This window comes from Aeromicrobium sp., from assembly GCF_049587115.1.
GTDB lineage: Bacteria > Actinomycetota > Actinomycetes > Propionibacteriales > Nocardioidaceae > Aeromicrobium.
Genome location: NZ_JBAVDI010000096.1, coordinates 25,939 through 44,258, shown reverse-complemented (window position 1 = coordinate 44,258; position 18,320 = coordinate 25,939). Strand labels below are relative to the sequence as shown.

18 protein-coding genes are annotated in these 18,320 nt (G+C 67.3%); all 18 read left to right on the top strand.

Annotated features, from left to right (window positions below; translation table 11 throughout):
• On the top strand, window positions 1-3,500 hold a 3,500-nt coding region (smc, locus tag WB461_RS09510; protein ID WP_423852491.1), incomplete at its 5' end, for a chromosome segregation protein SMC.
• Window positions 3,500-3,979 carry an acyl-CoA thioesterase gene (locus tag WB461_RS09505; RefSeq protein ID WP_423852490.1) on the top strand — a complete coding sequence of 160 codons (480 nt, stop codon included), beginning with the start codon at window positions 3,500-3,502 and terminating at the stop codon, window positions 3,977-3,979. The genes smc and WB461_RS09505, both read left to right, overlap by 1 nt.
• Window positions 3,980-4,062: 83 nt before the next feature.
• The gene (ftsY, locus tag WB461_RS09500) at window positions 4,063-5,217 is read left to right on the top strand and encodes a signal recognition particle-docking protein FtsY (protein ID WP_423852489.1); all 1,155 of its coding nucleotides are present in this window, start codon (window positions 4,063-4,065) and stop codon (window positions 5,215-5,217) included.
• Between the two features lie 154 nt (window positions 5,218-5,371).
• Window positions 5,372-6,622: an ammonium transporter gene (locus tag WB461_RS09495; RefSeq protein ID WP_423852488.1), complete on the top strand. Its 1,251-nt coding sequence runs from the start codon at window positions 5,372-5,374 to the stop codon at window positions 6,620-6,622.
• A 2-nt stretch (window positions 6,623-6,624) separates the two neighbouring features.
• Entirely contained in the window at window positions 6,625-6,963 is a 339-nt protein-coding gene (locus tag WB461_RS09490) for a P-II family nitrogen regulator (protein ID WP_423852487.1), read from the top strand.
• 138 nt (window positions 6,964-7,101) lie between these two features.
• Window positions 7,102-8,382 (top strand): ammonium transporter, encoded by a 1,281-nt coding sequence (locus tag WB461_RS09485; RefSeq protein WP_423852486.1) that lies wholly within the window; start codon window positions 7,102-7,104, stop codon window positions 8,380-8,382.
• Window positions 8,383-8,393: 11 nt separating this feature from the next.
• On the top strand, window positions 8,394-8,732 hold the full coding sequence (locus tag WB461_RS09480; protein ID WP_423852485.1) for a P-II family nitrogen regulator: 339 nt from the start codon (window positions 8,394-8,396) through the stop codon (window positions 8,730-8,732).
• A gap of 3 nt (window positions 8,733-8,735) precedes the next feature.
• Window positions 8,736-11,027, top strand: coding sequence for a [protein-PII] uridylyltransferase (locus tag WB461_RS09475; protein ID WP_423852484.1), 2,292 nt, complete (start codon window positions 8,736-8,738; stop codon window positions 11,025-11,027).
• A gap of 113 nt (window positions 11,028-11,140) precedes the next feature.
• Complete coding sequence (ffh, locus tag WB461_RS09470) at window positions 11,141-12,676, top strand: signal recognition particle protein (protein ID WP_423852483.1); 1,536 nt, start codon at window positions 11,141-11,143, stop codon at window positions 12,674-12,676.
• Between the two features lie 117 nt (window positions 12,677-12,793).
• Window positions 12,794-13,705 (top strand): sterol desaturase family protein, encoded by a 912-nt coding sequence (locus WB461_RS09465; RefSeq protein ID WP_423852482.1) that lies wholly within the window; start codon window positions 12,794-12,796, stop codon window positions 13,703-13,705.
• Window positions 13,706-13,754: 49 nt separating this feature from the next.
• On the top strand, window positions 13,755-14,525 hold the full coding sequence (locus WB461_RS09460; protein ID WP_423852481.1) for a crotonase/enoyl-CoA hydratase family protein: 771 nt from the start codon (window positions 13,755-13,757) through the stop codon (window positions 14,523-14,525).
• Between the two features lie 293 nt (window positions 14,526-14,818).
• Window positions 14,819-15,313, top strand: coding sequence for a 30S ribosomal protein S16 (rpsP, locus tag WB461_RS09455; protein WP_423852480.1), 495 nt, complete (start codon window positions 14,819-14,821; stop codon window positions 15,311-15,313).
• Between the two features lie 11 nt (window positions 15,314-15,324).
• Window positions 15,325-15,564 (top strand): RNA-binding protein, encoded by a 240-nt coding sequence (locus tag WB461_RS09450; protein ID WP_423852493.1) that lies wholly within the window; start codon window positions 15,325-15,327, stop codon window positions 15,562-15,564.
• Between the two features lie 4 nt (window positions 15,565-15,568).
• Window positions 15,569-16,084: a ribosome maturation factor RimM gene (rimM, locus tag WB461_RS09445; protein WP_423852479.1), complete on the top strand. Its 516-nt coding sequence runs from the start codon at window positions 15,569-15,571 to the stop codon at window positions 16,082-16,084.
• Window positions 16,081-16,767, top strand: coding sequence for a tRNA (guanosine(37)-N1)-methyltransferase TrmD (gene trmD, locus WB461_RS09440; RefSeq protein ID WP_423852478.1), 687 nt, complete (start codon window positions 16,081-16,083; stop codon window positions 16,765-16,767). The genes rimM and trmD overlap by 4 nt, the downstream gene beginning before the upstream one ends.
• Window positions 16,768-16,924: 157 nt before the next feature.
• Complete coding sequence (gene rplS, locus WB461_RS09435; RefSeq protein ID WP_423852477.1) at window positions 16,925-17,275, top strand: 50S ribosomal protein L19; 351 nt, start codon at window positions 16,925-16,927, stop codon at window positions 17,273-17,275.
• Window positions 17,276-17,327: 52 nt separating this feature from the next.
• Complete coding sequence (locus tag WB461_RS09430; RefSeq protein WP_423852476.1) at window positions 17,328-17,978, top strand: ribonuclease HII; 651 nt, start codon at window positions 17,328-17,330, stop codon at window positions 17,976-17,978.
• A 21-nt stretch (window positions 17,979-17,999) separates the two neighbouring features.
• Window positions 18,000-18,311: a DUF2469 domain-containing protein gene (locus WB461_RS09425; protein ID WP_423852475.1), complete on the top strand. Its 312-nt coding sequence runs from the start codon at window positions 18,000-18,002 to the stop codon at window positions 18,309-18,311.
• Window positions 18,312-18,320 lie beyond the last annotated feature (9 nt).

Below are 18,320 nucleotides of genomic sequence, written 5' to 3'. Positions count from 1 at the left end.
CCTCGGCCACGACCCTCCAGCTCGAGCCGGGGATCACCTGCATCGTGGGGCCTAACGGCTCGGGCAAGTCGAACGTCGTCGACGCCCTGGCCTGGGTCATGGGCGAGCAGGGCGCGAAGAGCCTGCGCGGCGGCAAGATGGAGGACGTCATCTTCGCCGGCACGTCGGGCCGCCCGCCGCTGGGTCGGGCCGAGGTCGTGCTGAGCATCGACAACTCCGACGGCGCCCTGCCCATCGAGTACGCCGAGGTCACGATCAGCCGCACGATGTTCCGCAGCGGCGGGTCCGAGTACGCCATCAACGGCAGCTCCTGCCGCCTGCTTGACGTCCAGGAGCTGCTCTCGGACTCCGGCATCGGCCGCGAGATGCACGTCATCGTGGGTCAGGGCCAGCTCGACGCGATCCTGCACGCCACCCCGGAGGAGCGCCGCGGGTTCATCGAGGAGGCTGCCGGGGTCCTCAAGCACCGCAAGCGCAAGGAGAAGGCGCTCCGCAAGCTCGATGCGACCCAGGGCAACCTGACCCGTCTCAACGACGTCCTCACCGAGCTGCGCCGCCAGCTCAAGCCGCTCGGCCGCCAGGCCGAGGTCGCCCGCCGCGCTGCGGTGATCCAGGCCGATGTCCGCGACGCCAGGGCCCGCATCCTGGCCGATGACATCGTCAGCGCCCGATCGGTCATCGCCGAGGAGCTCGCCGACGAGACCGCACTCAAGGAGCGACGCCAGGCCGTCGACCAGTCGATCGCGGCGGCCCGCCAGCAGGAGACCGAGCTGGAGGACCAGCTTCGCGAGGACTCGCCGCGGTTGTCCACCGCCCAGGAGACCTGGTACGGCCTCTCGGGATTGCGGGAGCGCATTCGGGGCACTGCCGGTCTCGCGAACGAACGGGTCCGCCTCGCGGCCGTCGAGGCAGAGGATCGCCGGATGGGACGCGAACCCGAGGAGCTCGAGGCCGATGCGCGTCGTGCCCAGGCACAGCTCGAGCAGCTGAGCGCCGGCGTCGAGGAGTCGAGTCTGGCGCTCGAGACCGTGATCGCCGAGCGCAACGAGGCCGAGACCGCGTACACCGCCGAGGAGCGCCGCGTCGCAGGCCTGCTGAGGGCCGCCGCCGATCAGCGAGAGGGGTTGGCCAGGTTGCACGGTCAGGTCAATGCCCTCAGAAGCCGGTCGACCGCAGCCGGCGAGGAGATCGGCCGGCTCACTGCAGCGCGCCTCGAAGCCGAGTCGCGGAACATCGAGGCGCAGCGCGAGTTCACGGCCCTGGAAAACAAGATCGCTGGCCTCAACGCGGGTGAGTCTGGCCTCGATGAGGAGCTCGAAGGCGCCGAGGACACGCTGGCAGAGATCACCGAGCGGCTTGCTTCTCTCGGAACCCAGTCGCAGGAGGCCGAACGGCAACAAGCGGCCTTGGCAGCCCGCAAGGAGGCCCTCGAGCTCGGACTCGCTCGCAAGGACGGCGCCGGGGCGCTCCTGGCCGCGACGGACCAGATCAGCGGGCTCCTGGGCTCGGTCGCCGCGCTGGTGACGGTTCGAACGGGATTCGAGACCGCCATCGCCTCGGCTCTCGGCTCAGCGGCGGACGCCGTGGCCGTCGACCACCTCGACACGGCCGTCTCGGCGATGGAGAAGCTCAAGTCCGAGGACCTCGGACGCGCCGGCATGCTGCTCGGCGGTGGCGAGGTCGACGACTCCACCTGGCCCGGCCTGCCCGACTCGGCGACGTACGCGATCGACGTCGTCGATGGACCTGCCCCGCTCGAAGGCGCCCTGCGGCGGCTGCTGTTCAAGGTCGCGGTGGTCGAGAGCCTCGAGCAGGCCCAGGAGCTGATCCGGCACGCACCGGACGTGACAGCGGTGACCCAGGACGGGGACGTGCTCGGCGCTCACTTTGCCGCAGGCGGCTCCACGTCCACACAAAGCCTCATCGAGGTCCAGGCCGCGATCACCCAGGCGACGGACGACCTCGCTCGGGCGGTCCACACTCTGGAGCGACTGCGTTTCGAGCAGGAGACTGCCGAGACCACCCGTGCCGATGCCCAAGGTCGTGTCGATGCCGCGCTCGGCCGTCTCCATGAGTCCGACGCCACGATGGCGGCTGTTGCCGAGAACCTCGGGCACCTGGGCGCAACCTCAAGGGCTGCCCGCGGCGAGGCCGACCGGCTGGCCGTGGCGATCGCCAAGGCCGAGGAGTCACAAGCAAAAGATCTGTCGGGCCTGATCGAGCTCGAAGACCGCTTGGCCCAGGCGGAGGCGGCTCCCGAGGAGGAGCCGGACACCGCCCTGCTCGAGGAGCTCGCTGACGCCGCATCGACTCTGCGCCGCGCCGAGACCGACGCCCGACTGTCGTTGCGGACCAACGAAGAACGAACCCGCGCCCTCGCAGGTCAGGTCACTGCCCTGTTCGAGGCTGCCCAGGCCGAGCGCGAGGAGCGGATCAAGGCCACGGAGCGGCGCGAGCGTCAGTTGCGCGAGGCCGAGACCGCCAGAGCCGTGATCGCCGCGAGCGACCAGGTGCTCGTGCTCCTTGAGCAGTCGGTGACCCGCGCGGCCGCGGTTCGTGCCGAGATCGAGCAGTCCCGCACGGGTCGCGAGGAGACGCTGCGCCACGTACGCGGGCAGCTGCGGGAGCAGATCGCCGAGCTCGACGGGCTGACCGACTCAGTGCACAAGGACGAGATGGCACGCGCGGAGATGCGTCTGCGACTCGAGGGACTTGAAGGTCGGGCGCTCGACGAGCTCGGGCTGGAGGTCGACACCCTGGTGGCAGAGTACGGGCCCGAGCAGCTGGTGCCGCCGATCACCGAGGACGACGCCGAGCCCGGCGAGCCTGTGCCGTACGAGCGTGAGGCGCAGATCAAACGCCTGCGTTCCGCGGAGCGTTCGATGGCGATGCTCGGCAAGGTCAACCCGCTGGCGCTGGAGGAGTTCACGGCGCTGGAGGAGCGCCACCAGTTCCTCTCCGAGCAGCTCGACGATCTGCGCAAGACCCGCCAGGACCTGCTCGAGATCGTCGAGGAGGTTGATGCCAAGGTCGAACAGGTCTTCACCGAGGCGTGGTACGACGTCGAGCGGGAATTCCAGGATGTCTTCGCCCGTTTGTTCCCCGGTGGTGAGGGCGCCCTGATCCTCACCGATCCGCAGAACATGCTGACGACCGGGATCGACGTCGAGGCGCGACCGCCGGGCAAGAAGGTCAAACGGCTCTCACTGCTGTCCGGTGGGGAGCGATCGCTCGTCGCGGTGGCCTTCCTGGTGGCCCTGTTCAAGGCCCGGCCCAGCCCGTTCTACATACTCGACGAGGTCGAGGCTGCGCTCGACGACGCCAACCTCGGCCGGCTCCTGGACCTCTACGAGGAGCTGCGGGCCAACTCCCAGCTCGTCGTCATCACCCACCAGAAGCGGACGATGGAGGTCGCCGACGCGCTGTACGGCGTCTCGATGCGCGGCGACGGAGTGTCGGCAGTCATCAGCCAGCGACTTCGCGAAGAAGATTCCGCCTGATGACGGGACCGGACGGCGGGCAGCCGGCGCCGTTCCGTCGTGCGGACTTCGACGTGCTTCGAACGATCACGACCCGGTGGGAGGACGAGGACGTCTACGGTCACGTCAACAATGTCGTCTACTACTCGTTCTTCGACACGGCGGTCAACGGCCACCTGATCGACGCGACCGGCACCGACATTCGGCGACTGGATGCCGTGGGGCTCGTCGCGGAGACCCAGTGCGAGTTCCTGCGCGAGCTGGCCTTCCCGGACGACGTGCAAGCCGGGCTGGCCGTCACCAGGATCGGCACCTCGAGCATCGTCTACCGGATCGGGCTGTTCCAGGGCCAATCGCCCGAGCCCGCAGCAATCGGACGATTCGTCCATGTCTACGTCGACGCGGCGACGCGAGTGGTGACGCCGATTCCCGAGGCTGTCAGGGCAGCGGTCAGCCCCCTGCTCGTCGAGCCGGATGCAACGACCAGCGGATCGGCCTAGACCTGACGGTCAGTCCGACAGAAGTTTCACCACGATCGGGACGGTGCGACGGAACAGTGGTGCGATCTGCATAGGATCGTCGGGTGACTCTGACCGTGCTGCTGCTGACCATCCTCGCCTCCGTCGTCGTGCTCGGCGCCGGCGCCGCCCTCGTCATCGGCCGTGGCCGCAGGGAGCTTCCGCCGCCAGCCGATCTCGATCGGGTGACCGAGGAGGTCATCGAGCACCCGGAGCACCCCGAACCGCATCTGGGGGATGAGGACGGTCCAGCCGAGCCGCCGATCCCCGAAGCGGCTGTCGACACCATCGATCGTCCCGAATCGCCGCAGGGCCGCCTGGTTCGTCTGCGCGCCCGACTGGCTCGATCGCAGGGCTCGCTCGGCAAGGGGCTGCTGGCGGTGCTCAGCCGGTCGACGCTCGACGACGCCGCGTGGGAGGAGATCGAGGACACCCTGCTCGCCGCTGACGTCGGTGTGACCGCGACAGATCAGCTGGTCGCCAACCTCAGGACTCGGATGCGGGTCGAGGGCATCGACGATCCTGCCAGGGCCAAGTCGGCCCTTCGCGAAGAGCTCATCGGGCTGATCGGCCCGTCTCTGGACCGCTCGCTCGTGTCGACAGGAACAGATGGCAAGCCGGGTGTCGTGCTGGTCGTCGGCGTCAACGGCACCGGCAAGACGACGTCGGTGGGTAGGCTCGCCCGCGTCCTCGTCGCCGAGAACAAGACCGTCGTGCTGGGTGCCGCGGACACGTTCCGTGCCGCAGCGGCCGACCAGCTGCAGACGTGGGGCGAGCGGGTCGGAGTCCCGACCGTCCGTGGCCCCGAGGGCGGCGATCCTGCGAGCGTCGGCTTCGAGGCCGTGCAGCGCGGGATCGCGGACGGCACGGACGTGGTGCTGGTCGACACCGCCGGGCGTCTGCACACCAAGGCCGGACTCATGGACGAGCTTGGCAAGGTCAAGCGGGTCATCGAGAAGCAGGCCCCGGTCACCGAGGTCCTGCTCGTCATCGACGCCACGACGGGTCAGAACGGGCTGACCCAGGCCAGGGTGTTCGGCGAGGTCGTCGATGTCACCGGCATTGTGCTCACCAAGCTCGACGGGACTGCCAAGGGCGGCATCGTGATCGCGGTGCAGCGCGAGCTCGGGGTCCCGGTCAAGTTCGTGGGCCTCGGCGAAGGAGCAGACGATCTCGCGCCGTTCGATGCCAACGAGTTCGTCGACGCCCTGCTGGGCTAGCCCCCGCCTGAGTAACACGCTGTTAACGCAGCGGCGGTATTTGTGACCTGAGGGCAACATCAATGCCCGCACACCGAAACCCCCGGAGCCCAAGGTGTAGTCCGGTAGGCAGTTCCTCTGCCTGCTGTCACGCACACTTTCAACCGGAGGTTTCATGGATACCGGCGATACTGCATGGATCCTGGCCAGCTCGGCCTTGGTTCTGCTCATGACGCCAGGACTGGCGTTCTTCTACGGCGGCATGGTCCGCTCCAAGACCGTGCTCAACATGATGATGATGAGCTTCATGGCACTCGCCATCGTGCCCGTGCTCTGGGTCCTGTACGGCTACTCCTTCGCCTTCAGCCCGGACGGCAACGGCCTGCTCGGCGGCTTCAAGCGTCTCGGACTGGACAACATCGGCGTCGACACGGCATACGGCACGATCCCCGAGTATGTGTTCGTCGCCTTCCAGCTGATGTTCGCGATCATCACGGTGGCGCTGATCAGCGGCGCGATCGCTGACCGCGCGAAGTACGGCGCCTGGGCGCTGTTCACCGCCATCTGGGTCACGGTGGTCTACTTCCCGGTGGCGCACTGGGTCTTCGACTTCGGCGACAACGGCGGTTGGATCGCGACGAAGCTGGAGGCACTCGACTTCGCCGGCGGCACAGCGGTCCACATCAACGCCGGCGCTGCCGGTCTGGCTCTCGCGCTGGTTCTCGGCAAGCGAGTCGGCTGGAAGCGGGACCCGATGCGTCCGCACAACCTGCCGTTCGTTCTGCTGGGTGCCGGTCTCCTGTGGTTCGGCTGGTTCGGCTTCAACGCCGGCTCCGCCGTCGGCGCGAATGGCCTGGCGGGTCTCGCGTTCGTCAACACAGCGGTCGCGACGGCAGCCGCGATGGGCGGTTGGATGCTCGTGGAGGTCGTCCGCGACAACAAGGCAACGAGCCTCGGTGGCGCGTCTGGCGCTGTGGCCGGTCTCGTCGCAATCACGCCGGCCTGCGGTGCGCTGTCACCATTCGGCTCGATCATCCTGGGCGTCATCGCCGGTGCGCTGTGCGCCCTTGCGGTCGGCCTCAAGTACCGGTTCGGCTTCGACGACTCGCTCGACGTCGTCGGCGTCCACCTCGTCGGTGGTCTGGTCGGCACGCTGCTGATCGGCTTTCTCGCGACGGGTGACGTGGGTCTCTTCTACGGTGGGGACCTCAGCCAGCTCGGCAAGCAGGCTGTTGCCGCGTTCGCCGTCCTGGGCTATTCCTTCGTGCTGACGTACATCATCGGTAAGTTGATCGATGTGACCATCGGGTTCCGCCTCAGCGAGGAAGACGAGATCACGGGCATCGACCAGGTCGAGCACCTCGAGACGGCCTACGACTACGCCGGGAGCGCCACCGGCGGTTCCAGCATCCTGAAGGAGCTCTGAACATGAAACTCGTCACAGCGGTCATCAAGCCGCACAAGTGGGAAGAAGTCCGTGAGGCGCTCGCTGCCGCCGGGGTCGCCGGCATGACGGTGACCGAGGCAAGCGGCTACGGCCAGCAGAAGGGACACACCGAGGTCTACCGCGGTGCTGAGTACGACGTCTCCCTGGTCCCCAAGATCCGCCTCGAGGTCGTCGTCGACGATGCCGATGTGGACAGCGTGGTCAGCACGATCACCGGTGCAGCGCAGACCGGCAAGATCGGAGACGGCAAGGTCTGGGTCATCCCGGTGGACTCGGTCGTGCGCGTGCGCACCGGCGAGACCAACGAGGCGGCCCTCTAGCCGTTCGGGAATAGTTCAGCGATGGCGCGGCACCGACTGAGGTGCCGCGCCGTCGCCATGTTGCGGTAGTCTCCGCCAGCGACGCGGGAGATGATTCGCGACGACGTCGCTACGCCCTGCTCGGAGCCGGAGGCAGTCATGAACTCAGGAGACACGGCGTGGATGCTGGCCGCATCGGCACTCGTCATGCTGATGGTGCCGGGACTCGCGTTCTTCTACGGCGGCATGGTGCGCGCGAAGAGCGTCCTGAACATGATGATGATGAGCTTTTTGGCGCTCGCGATCGCCCCGGTGATCTGGATCGTCTACGGGTACAGCCTGACCTTCGGTGACGATGTCGGCGGCGGCCTGATCGGCGGGTTCGGGCAGCTCGGCCTGCGTGGCATGGACCAGCACTCGCTGACGGGAACCATCCCGACGTACGTGTTCGTGGTCTTTCAGCTGCTGTTCGGCATCGTGACCGTCGCGCTGATCAGCGGAGCGGTCGCCGACCGGGTCAAGTTCTCTGCCTGGGCGGTATTCGTCCCGGTGTGGTTGACACTGGTCTACTTCCCGGTCGCACACTGGGTCTTCGCCTTCGACGGGGGCGTCGTCACGGGTGGCTGGATCGCCAACCGCCTGGGTGCGCTGGACCTGGCGGGTGGCACAGCGGTTGAGATCAACGCCGGTGGCGCTGCACTGGCCCTCGCGCTGATCGTCGGTCGACGGGTCGGGTGGAGGCGTGAGCCGATGCGGCCGCACAATCTCCCGTCGGTGCTCCTCGGAGCCGGGCTGCTGTGGTTCGGCTGGTACGGATTCAACGCCGGCTCAGCACTTGCAGCCGGAGACCTGGCGGGGCTCGCCCTGATCAACACCACCGGAGCCGGCGCAGCGGCGATGCTCGGCTGGCTCGTCGTCGAGGTCGTGCGGGACAAGAAGGGGACGAGCTTCGGCGCCGCATCGGGCGCGATTGCCGGTCTGGTTGCGGTGACCCCCGCGTGCGGCTCGATCTCACCCCTCGGCTCGATCGTCGTGGGCCTCGTTGCGGGAGCTGTGTGCGCGTACGCGATCGGGCTGAAATACCGACTCGGCTTCGACGACTCCCTCGACGTCGTGGGAGTCCACCTCGTCGGCGGACTGGTCGGGACGCTGCTGATCGGACTGCTCGCGACCGGCACGAACGTCGAGGCATTGGGATTCGGCAGCCCCGGCCTGTTCTACGGCGGCGGCCTGGACCAGCTCGGTCGGCAGGTGGTGGCAGTCGCAGTCGTGCTGCTGTACTCGTTCGGCGTGACCTACGCGATCGGGACGGTGATCCAGCGAACGATCGGGTTCCGTGTCACCGAAGAGGACGAAGTCACCGGTATCGATCAGGTCGAGCACCTCGAAACCGCATACGATCACACGGGATCGTCGCCCGGCGGCCCTCACCTCGGCTAGGAGTCCGACACATGAAGCTTGTCACCGCGGTCATCAAGCCGCACTTGTGGGAATCCGTCCGCGAGGCGCTGGCCGCCACGGGGATCGCCGGCATGACGGTGACGGAGGTCAGCGGCTACGGCCGGCAGAAGGGTCACACCGAGGTCTACCGCGGGGTCGAGTACGACGTGTCGCTCGTCCCGAAGGTCCGGATCGAGGTCGTGGTCGACGATGCAGATGTGGAGTCCGTGACGTCGACGATCGCCGAGTCTGCCCGGACCGGGCAGATCGGTGACGGCAAGATCTGGGTCCTGCCGGTCGAGTCGATCGTGCGGGTGCGCACCGGCGAGACCGATGAGTCGGCGCTCTAGGCCGTGACCGACCACGGCGTCGGGTCCCTGCGGGAACTGGCCCAGCGACGCAGCGACCGGGCGCTCGCCGCCGATCGGCGTCTGCGGGGGCTGTTCTCGACCGCAGTCCCCGCCGACGGCAGCGATCCGCGTGAAGGCCCCGGTCTGGCCCTGGTCGCGGTCGGCGGATACGGCCGCTCGGAGCTGTCGCCGTTCAGTGATCTCGACGTGGTCCTGCTGCACGACCCGTCGATCGACGAGGCGGTCGTGCGCGAGGTTGCGGAGGCGATCTGGTATCCGCTGTGGGACGACGGTGTCGCGCTGGACCACTCGGTCCGGGACACGGTCCAGATGAGGGCGGCCGCTGCGACGGATCATCGTGCCGCGATGGGCATGCTCGACGCCCGAACGGTGGCCGGCGACGCCGGGCTCGTGCTGACGCTGCGATCGCAGGTCCTGGCCGACTGGCGACGCGATGCGCGGGCTCGGGTGGAGGAGGTGCGCCAAGCGCGTCGTGACCGAATCGATCGGGCGGGATGGCTGGCGCACGCCGCAGTTCCCGATCTCAAGGAATCAGGCGGCGGCCTGCGCGACAGCGTCATCCTGCGTGCGCTCGTCGCGACCTGGCTGATCGACGTGCCACATGGGGAGTCCGAGTCGTTGCGGTCGGATCTGCTCGACGTTCGAGATGCGCTGCACGAGACCAGTGGCCGGCGCGCAGACCGGCTGACTGCCGAGAACATCCCCGATGTGGCCCGCTACCTGGGGATGGGAGCCAGTGAGCTCGATCTGCACGCGCGCGAGATCGGGCGACGCATCGCGCACCTCGCGGCGTTGTCCTGGCACAAGATCGACGCTGCGCTGACCCCGGCGCGCCCCCGCGCCATCACTGCGACCGGGCCGCTGGTGGCGCCGCTTGCCGACGGCGTCGGCGTGCTCGACGGCGAGGTCATCGTCACGGCCAAGGCCGACCCGGCCGCCGATCCCGAGGTTGCCCTGCGGGCGGCAGCCGCCGCGGCCCGGGCAGGGCTGCCGTTGAGTCCCGGCTCGGCGGCACGGCTGGCGCGCTCGATGGGAGAGCTGTCCGACCCATGGCCGCCGTCGACGTCGCGACTGATGGTCGACCTGCTGTCCGCTGGGACGGGGCTCATCCGGGTGTGGGACGAGCTCGACTTCGCCGGTGTCATCGATGCGCTGTTGCCTGAGTGGAGCGCGATCCGGCTACGAGGTTCCTCCTCGCCTGTGCACCGATTCACCGTCGACCGGCACAGCCTGGAGACCTGTGTCTTCGCTTCGGCGGTGAAGCGCGACGTCGCGCGTCCCGACCTGCTCGCGGTGGCGGCGCTGCTGCACGACATCGGCAAAGGTGTGGAGGGCGACCATTCCGAAGTGGGTGAACCGATGGCTGCCGGGATCGCCCAGCGGTGGGGATTCAACCGTGCTGACGCGGCGGTCGTCGGCAGGTTGGTGCGCTGGCACCTGCTGCTTCCGACGATCGCGACCCGGCGCGACATCGAGGATCCTTCAACTGCGGCCAATGTCGCCGAGATCGTCGGCACCGAGGACTTCCTCGATCTGCTCGCGGCGCTCACGGCCTCGGATGCCCAGGCGACCAGCCCCTCGGCGTGGTCGGCGTGGAGACGAGGCCTGGTCGACGGGCTCGTCCAGAAGGTGCGCGGAATCCTCGACGGCACCGTCGTGCCCCAGGCCGACGAGTACGAGGGCTGGCCGGCGACCGTGCCCATCCCCGATCTCGGCGCGCTCGGTCCGAGTGACTTCACGCTTACCGTCGAGCCGCACCAGGGCGGCTCCCTGCTGACGATCCTGACGGCCGACCGGCGGGGGGTCATGGCCGATCTTGCCGGGGGACTGGCGTTGGCGGGAATCGCGATCCGCTCCGCCCGAACGGTGACCCGAGGCGACGCGGCGGTGTCGCTGTGGGAGGTCTCCCGACCTGACGTCGACCCGGCCCGCCTGACCGATCGTCTGCGTCCGGCGATGGCCGGAGACCTCGACCTTGCCGGTCGACTCGAGCTGACCTCGATCACGGACGCCCCGGATGCCCGAGTCCGCGTGCTGGACAAGCTGTCCGACACGGCGACGCTGCTGGAAGTTCGCGCGCAGGACCGGCGCGGGCTGGTCTGGACCGTGTGCGACCAGATCGCTTCACGGGGCCTCTCGATCCGGTCGGCGCACATGTCGACGTACGGCGAGGAGGTCCGGGATGTCTTCTACGTCGTCGACGATGGCGGTCTCCCGCTGGACGACGCAACCGCGACGGCCCTGCGAGACGGGCTGACCGCAGCCCTGGACTGATCTGAGGGGCGGCCCTGAGAGACGGCCCGACCGCCCACGCGGGAGAGCCGCGAATGTCTCTCGGTTAGAGTTGACCAGACCCCATTCTTCCATCCGAGGACGACGACCGACGTATGTTCGACACCCTGCAAGACCGACTGCAGTCAGCGTTCAAGAACCTGCGCGGCAAGGGTCGACTCTCCGAGGCCGACATCGATGCGGTCGCGCGTGAGATTCGTGTCGCGCTGCTCGACGCCGACGTTGCTGTTCCGGTGGTGCGCGAGTTCATCGCGAACGTCAAGGAGCGGGCCCGCGGCGCCGAGGTGAGTCAGGCGCTCAACCCTGCCCAGCAGGTCATCAAGATCGTCAACGACGAGCTCGTCAGGATCCTGGGCGGCGAGACCCGGCGGATTCGATACGCCAAGAATCCGCCGACCGTCATCATGCTCGCCGGGCTCCAGGGAGCCGGCAAGACGACGCTGGCCGGCAAGTTGGGTCTGTGGCTCAAGTCGCAGGGCAAGTCGCCGATGCTCGTCGCGGCCGACCTCCAGCGTCCCAACGCGGTCACCCAGCTCCAGGTCGTCGGGGAGCAGGCCGGTGTCACGGTCTTCGCTCCTGAGCCGGGCAATGGTGTCGGCGATCCAGTCCTGGTTGCGACCAACGGCCTCGCCGAGGCCCGCCGGACACTGCACGACGTCGTCATCGTCGACACCGCAGGTCGTCTGGGCATCGACGCCGAGCTGATGCAGCAGGCTGCTGACATCCGCGCCGCGATCGATCCGGACGAAGTCCTGTTCGTGATCGACTCGATGATCGGTCAGGACGCCGTCGTCACGGCTGAAGCGTTCCTCGAGGGAGTCGACTTCACCGGTGTCGTGCTGACCAAGCTCGATGGTGACGCCCGCGGTGGTGCGGCACTGTCCGTCCGTTCGATCACGGGCCGGCCGATCATGTTCGCGTCGACCGGCGAGAAGCTGACCGACTTCGATGCGTTCCATCCCGACCGGATGGCCGGCCGCATCCTCGACATGGGCGACATGCTGACCCTGATCGAGCAGGCCGAGAAGGTCATGGATGCCGAGCAGGCGGCCAAGGACGCCGAAAAGCTCATGGGGGGTTCGTTCACGCTCGACGACTTCCTCAAGCAGATGGAAGCCATCTCCAAGATGGGCTCGATGTCCAAGATCATGGGACTGATCCCGGGCATGGGCCAGTACAAGGATCAGCTCGCCAACTTCGACGAGCGCGACGTCGACCGGATCAAGGCGATCATCTTGTCGATGACTCCGGCCGAGCGGGCCAATCCCAAGATGATCGACGGTTCCCGCCGTATTCGAATCTCGAACGGATCCGGCACCCAGGTCAAGGACGTCAATGGACTTGTCGATCGTTTCTTCGACGCCCGGAAGATGATGCAGCAGATGGCAAAGGGTGGCGGGGTGCCCGGGATGCCGGGCATGCCCGGCTTGCCCGGTGCAGGCAAGCGAACCGGCGCCAAGCAGAAGCCGCAGCAGAAGAAGAAGGGCAAGCGGGTGTCGGGCAATCCGGCCAAGCGCGCGGCCGAGGCGGCCGGAGCGGCACCCAAGAGCGATGGCGCCAATGCCTTCGGCTTCCCGGCTGGCGGCACCGAGGACTTCGAGCTGCCCAAGGAGCTCAAGGACCTGCTGTGACGCCGGCGTGAAGACCCACATCGGTGCGCCGAGCTCGCGATGTGGTGGTGAATCGCCGGGCCGGACATCTCGTTGGATCGACTCCCTCGAGACCCGCTGGCGTGTCACGATGAGCCGATGTGGGAAGCGTTCCAGCACAACTTGAATGACCCGGCCGGAGCGGCCGTGCCGTTCTTCGTGCTGTTCATGTTGATCGAGATGGCGGCGGTACGTCGGGAGGATTCCCACGACCGGCTGGAGGCGGGCGCGAGCGGTGCACAGGCCAGCGGTGAGCAGGATCGGCCGGCCATGGGCTACCTCAGGGAGGACACTCGAGCGAGCCTGACGATGTTCGTGGGATCGCTGGCGTTCTCGGTCGCATTCCGCACGGCGGCGTTTCTGCTGTACACCGTGCTCTACGTCCATGTGGCGCCATGGCACCTGTCGGCGAGCAACCTGTGGACCTGGGTCGGGGTGATCATCGGGGTGGATCTGCTGTGGTACACCTACCACCGGTTCTCGCACCGGGTCCGTCTCGGTTGGGCCGGGCATCAGGCGCACCACTCGAGCATCTATTTCAACTTCTCGACCGCACTGCGACAGAAGTGGAACCAGTGGTTCGAGGTCCTGATCTGGTTGCCCCTCCCGCTGTTGGGCGTTCCGCCGTGGATGATCTACTTCGTCTTCTCGATCAACCTGATCTGGCAGTTTCACCTCCACACTGAGCGAATCGACCGGTTCCCGCGGTGGTGGGAGGCGGTCTTCAACACGCCCTCGCACCACCGCGTCCATCATGGATCGGACCCGATCTACCTGGACCGCAACTACGGCGGCATCCTGATCGTCTGGGACCGCATGTTCGGAAGCTTCCAGATCGAGCAGCATCGTCCGACGTACGGGCTGACGCATCCCGTCGACACGTACAACGTGTGGTCGTTGCAGTACGGCGAGTACGCGCGAATCTGGAACGACGTCCGGCGAGCACCGCGCCTGCGCGACAAGGTCGGCTATGTGCTGGCGCCCCCTGGTTGGGCTCCGAGGCGCCACTAGGCATGGCCGCGTCGGCTGTGTCGATCACCGGTATGACAAGAATGGCCCCATGACCCATGTTCGCTTCGATGTCGACGAGGACATCTGCACGATCACGATGGACCGGCCAGAGGTACGCAACGCGGTCGACGGCCCGATGGCGGCGGAGCTGCGTGAGGCGTTCCAACGCTTCGAGGAAGACGACGCGCTCTCCGTCGCTGTCCTCACTGGTGCCGGTGGGACGTTCTGTGCCGGCGCGGACCTTTCGGCGGTCGATGATCCGCAGCGGCGCCATCAGCTCGACCCGGACGGTCTGGGCAGCGGGCCCATGGGTCCGAGTCGGATGGAGCTCAGCAAGCCGGTCATCGCCGCGGTGTCGGGACATGCCGTGGCCGGTGGGCTAGAGCTCGCGCTGATCGCGGACCTGAGGGTCGTCGACGAGGACGCCATCTTCGGCGTGTTCTGTCGTCGGTGGGGGGTCCCGCTCATCGACGGCGGCACTGTCCGCCTCCCGAGGATCGTCGGCCAGGGGCGCGCTCTGGACATGATCCTCACCGGCCGGCCGGTGGGAGCGCACGAAGCCCTTCAGATGGGCCTGGCGAACCGCGTCGTTCCGGTGGGGGAGTCACTCACTGTCGCGCATGGCCTCGCCGAGCAGATCGCTGCCTTCCCTGCCGAGTGCATGAAGGTCGACCGGGCGTCGACCTACCGGCAGTGGGACCTTCCCCTCGACATCGCGCTTCGCTCCGAAGGTGTCCATGGCGTCCCAATCGTTCGCGCTGAGGGAGCCGACGGGGCGAAGCGGTTCACCGATGGCGAGGGGCGCCACGGCGCGTTCTGACCCGTGTGGACGCCAGTTGCGACCCTCGACCGGACTGGTTTGGGAGTTCTCGTTCAACCGGTGGGCCTGTGGCGTGCCCTGCAGGGTCAGGGCCAGCAGACCGCGCATCTGACCGCTTGCCCGCCACCGAATTGGAGCGATGGCGGGTGATCTGGCAGAATGACTCCTTGCGTCCGGTACGCGTCGGAGACCCTCTCATCTCCGTGCAGTCCGGCTCACCGATCCTGTCGGCCGTGTCCCCACGCGACACCGGTAGGTCACCACATTCATACATCTGAGGAGACACCACACTCGTGGCAGTCAAGATTCGCCTGAAGCGCATGGGCAAGATTCGTACGCCTTTCTACCGCATCGTCGTTGCCGACTCGCGCACCAAGCGCGACGGACGCGTCATCGAGGAGATCGGCACGTACAACCCCAAGGCCGAGCCCTCGATCATCACGGTCGACGGCGAGCGCGCACAATATTGGCTCGGAGTCGGCGCTCAGCCGACGGAGGCCGTCGCTGCGCTGCTCAAGATCACCGGTGACATCGGTGGCAAGAACACCATGAAGTTCGCCGAGGAGAAGCGCTCGAAGGAAGACATCTTCCAGGACGCGCTCAAGGAGCTCCACAACGAGCCCAAGGCCGACGCGACGACCAAGAAGGCCGCCGCCGCCAAGAAGGCCGCTGCCAAGGCCGACGAGCCGAAGGCCGACGAGGCCAAGGCTGAGGAGCCCAAGGCTGACGAGGCCAAGGTTGAGGAGCCGAAGGCTGACGAGGCCAAGGCCGACGAGGCCAAGGCCTGACCGTGGCGCCCATCATCGAGGTCATCGAGCATCTCGTCTCCGGCATCGTCGACAGTCCTGACGATGTCAACGTGCGTGCCAAGCAGACGCGTAACGGCGAGCTGTTCGAGGTGCGGGTCAACCCGGACGACCTGGGGAAGGTCATCGGCCGTCAGGGCCGAACGGCCACCGCCATCCGCAAGGTCGCGGGCGCGATCGCCGGACGTGGCGGCGCGCGCATCGACTTCGTGGACGTCGATCGCCGGAACTGATTCCGTGCAGGTCGTCATCGGTCGTATCGGCCGGGCCCATGGCATCCGCGGTGAGCTGAACGTCGACATCCGTACCGACGAGCCCGAGCGACGTTTCGCTCCGGGCTCGTCGGTCATCTGCGGCAGCCGGACCCTCACCATCGCGTCGGCGCGACACCACAGCGGCCGGTTGGTCGTGGCGTTCAAGGAGATTCCGGATCGCAACGCGGCCGAGGCCATCCACGGCACGATCCTCGAAGCAGTCGTCGACCCGCACGACGTGCCGGTGGATCCGGACGAGTTCTACGATCACCAGCTGGTCGGCCTCCAGGCGCGCGTTGGCGACGTCGTCGTGGGCGCAGTCACCGGCATCATTCATGGACCACACCAGGACACCTTGACGGTCCGCATCGACGAGCGCGAGGTCTTCGTGCCGTTCGTCACCGAGATCGTGCCGGTCGTGGACGTCGTGGGCGGCTTCGTCACGATCAACGAGATCGAGGGTCTGCTCGATCCGGCGCGAGCCGAGACGAGCGAATGACCGTGCAGATCGACATCCTGTCCATCTTCCCGGCATATCTGGACGCGCTCCAGCTCTCGTTGACGGGCAAGGCCCAGGCCTCGGGCCTGCTGCAGGTGACGACCCATGACCTGCGGGACTTCACCTCCGACAAGCACCGCAGCGTCGACGACACTCCGTACGGCGGCGGCGCCGGCATGGTGATGAAGGCCGAGCCCTGGGGTGAGGCGCTCGACGCGCTGGCCACCCCCGACTGCGTCATCGTCGTACCGACGCCGTCTGGCGACCTGTTCACCCAGCGCACCGCCGAACGGCTCAGCAGCGAAAGCCACCTGGTGTTCGCCTGTGGCCGCTACGAAGGCATCGACCAGCGGGTCATCGACCACGCGACGGGCCGGTGGCAGGTCGCGGAGGTCTCGCTGGGCGACTTCGTGCTCAACGGGGGCGAGGTGGCCGCCCTGGCGATGATCGAGGCCATCGTGCGTCTGATCCCGGGTTTCATGGGCAATCCGGATTCGCTGGTCGAGGAGTCGCACGGCGACGACGGCCTGCTGGAGTACCCGGTCTACACCAAACCGGCCAGCTGGCGCGGGCTGGAAGTGCCGGAGATCCTGCTGTCGGGCAATCATGCGGCCATCGGGGCCTGGCGTCGCGAGCAGGCGCTGGAACGCACGCGACTGCGTCGGCCTGACCTGCTGGGTTGAGCCGAGGAGCCGATTTCCTCCGGGTGCCCGAATGTGGCAACATTGACCCTTGGCGCCGACGATTCTGCCTCAGGGGAATCTCGATCATCGCCGCTTTGCCCCATCATTTTTCGCAAGCTATCCGTCGGTGACCTGTGGCACCAGCGAGGAGTAGACCATGACCAACATCGTCGATCAGGTCGGCAACGCCGCACTGCGCACCGATCTTCCTGACTTCCGGGCCGGCGACACGCTGGATGTCCACGTCAAGGTCATCGAGGGCAGCCGGTCGCGTGTCCAGGTGTTCAAGGGTGTCTGCATCAAGGTTCAGGGCTCAGGCATCGGCCGCACGTTCACCGTGCGCAAGTTCAGCTTCGGCGTCGGCGTGGAGCGTACGTTCCCGCTGCACACCCCGGTGATCGAGAAGATCGAGGTCGCCATCCGCGGCGACGTCCGCCGGGCCAAGCTCTACTACCTCCGCAACCTGCGTGGCAAGGCCGCCAAGATCAAGGAAAAGCGCGACGTCTGAGTCCCTGCGCGTCCGTCGTCGCAGCGCTGTCGGTTGCGGCTAGGCTCACTGCGTGACACGGCTGGCCAAGGGTTCGACGATCCGGCGTGATGCCGGGCTCTACGGGTTCGAGCGAGCGCTCGCCCGTCAGGGTCTGCACCCAGTTGCCGGCGTGGACGAGGCTGGCCGGGGTGCTTGCGCCGGTCCCTTGGTCGCGGCTGCGGTGATCCTGGATCGTCCCATCGCGGGCCTTGCGGATTCCAAGCTGCTGACCGAGAAGCGTCGCGAGGCCTGCTTCGACCTGATCATCGATCGAGCGGTGGACGTATCGGTCGTGGTGATCCCCGCTGCCGAGTGCGACCGGATGGGGCTGCACGTGGCCAACATCGCGGCGCTGCGCCGCGCGCTGGCGCGCCTCGCCGTGCGGCCGGGATACATCCTGACTGACGGCTTTCCCGTCGATGGTCTGGGTGCCCCGGGGCTCGCGATGTGGAAGGGTGACCGCGTGGCGGCGTCGATCTCGGCCGCGTCGGTCATCGCTAAGGTGACCCGCGACCGGATGATGTTGCGACTTCACGAGGAGCACCCGGTCTACGACTTCGCCACGCACAAGGGCTACAGCACCCCGGTGCACCAGCGGGCGCTTGAGCTGCACGGTCCGTGCCCCGAGCACCGCCGACGCTATGTCAACGTACGAGCTGCAATGGAAGGGCGCCCGGCATGAGCGAGCGACAGCGAGTGAACCATGAGTTCTGAGGATCTGGATCGATACGAGTCGGAGATGGAGCTCGCGCTGTATCGCGAGTATCGGGACGTGGTGTCGATCTTCAAGTACGTCGTCGAGACCGACCGTCGTTTCTACCTGTGCAACCAGGTCGACGTGAAGGTCCGGTCCGAGACTGGGGACGCGTACTTCGAGGTTTCGATGAACGATGCCTGGGTGTGGGACATCTACCGCCCGGCGCGGTTCGCCAAGACCGTGAAGGTGCTGACGTTCAAGGACGTCAACGTCGAGGAGCTGCAGGGCTCGGACTTCAAGGTGCCTGGCACCGACTGAGCCCGACCT